This is a genomic window from Streptomyces sp. NPDC057702 (genome assembly GCF_042799315.1).
Lineage (GTDB): Bacteria > Actinomycetota > Actinomycetes > Streptomycetales > Streptomycetaceae > Streptomyces.
This window is the reverse complement of the sequence record NZ_JBHVJC010000074.1, coordinates 11130-12428: the sequence shown is the minus strand read 5'-3', so window position 1 is coordinate 12428 and position 1299 is coordinate 11130.

Genomic DNA, 1299 nt, shown 5'->3' with positions numbered 1-1299 from the left:
GCCGCCCGGCCCCCGGGGTTGGGGCGGGTGTTGCCCCCCCCCCCCCGGGGGGGGGGGGCCACTCCTCGCGTAACGCCCGCCCCGCGCCCGGGCCCCCGGCCGCACCCGCGCGACGGGCCGTGGCCCGGCGGAATCGGTCGCCTCCTCCGCTGCGACCCGGCACAGGCACGTCGTAGCCACCGCCGGCCGCCCCGTCACCGGCCATCCCCTCACGGAACGCCCGACCGGTTGCCCGCCGCCGGACCGCGACCACCGCGCGCCCGGACACGACGAGTGGCCGCCGAACCGCCCCCTCGGAAACCGCGTTCGCCCCGCCGCTGTTCTTCGTCGGCCTCCGCTGGCCTCCGCTGTCCTTCTGGCCTCCTGGTCTCCTGGCCTCCGCTGGCCTCCTGGTCTCCGCTGGCCTCCTGGTCTCCTGGCCTCCGCTGGTCTCCTGGTCTCCGCCGCTCGCCGTCGCCCGGCTCGGGCGACGCCACCGCCCGCTGCTCCGCGCCGCGGCCCGCAGGCGACGCCACCGACCGCGCCGCGCGGTGCTCCCCGCCGACGCGAGCCACTGGGCGGATGCTCCACCCCGGCCACGGCGCGTGTGTGCCCCGGACCGGGCGGGCCGATCTCCGCGCCGTCCCGTTCGCCGGGGCCCGGCCCAGCGGACCCTCGGCCCCGCGCGCCGACCCGAGCGGCGAGCGCACCCCGGACGCCCCCACCGCCGGCCCCGGGGCCCGTACCGAACGGGCTGGCCGACGCCCCCGGCCACCGACCCCGAGGCGACATCGCGTACCCACCCGCTCGGGGCCTCCCGGCCCCCGGCCAACCCCACCCGACGCGTCCCCCACCACCACAGCCCCCGCCGTACTCCCCTGGCCCCCACCACCACGGCCGCCCGGCCCCCGGAAGCGCGGACGAGGCGACCCCACCCCGGCCCCGGCGGCCGACCCGGGCCACACAGGCGGCGCGCCCGCCCCGAACGGGGGCCCGCCACGGACAGCGGGTCCGATCCGGGCCGGGGTCCACAGGGGTGACCGGCGACGGACGGACGGCGGGCCACGGGGGCGACAGGCGCAGGACGGACGGCGGGCCGCCGTGGACCGGGGCGCCGACCGGCCTGGGTTGTGGCCGGGCCCGGGTGGTGGCTGGGTCTGGCGCGACTGGGCCCGGGTGGTGGCTGGGCCTGGCGCGGCTGGGCCTGGCGCGACTGGGCTCAGTGGGGGCGAGCCCGAGCGGCCGGGCGCCGGGGCGGACGGGCCCACGTGGTCGAGGCCGACGGATGGGCCCGGGGACGGCGGGCTCAGGGGTCGAGCC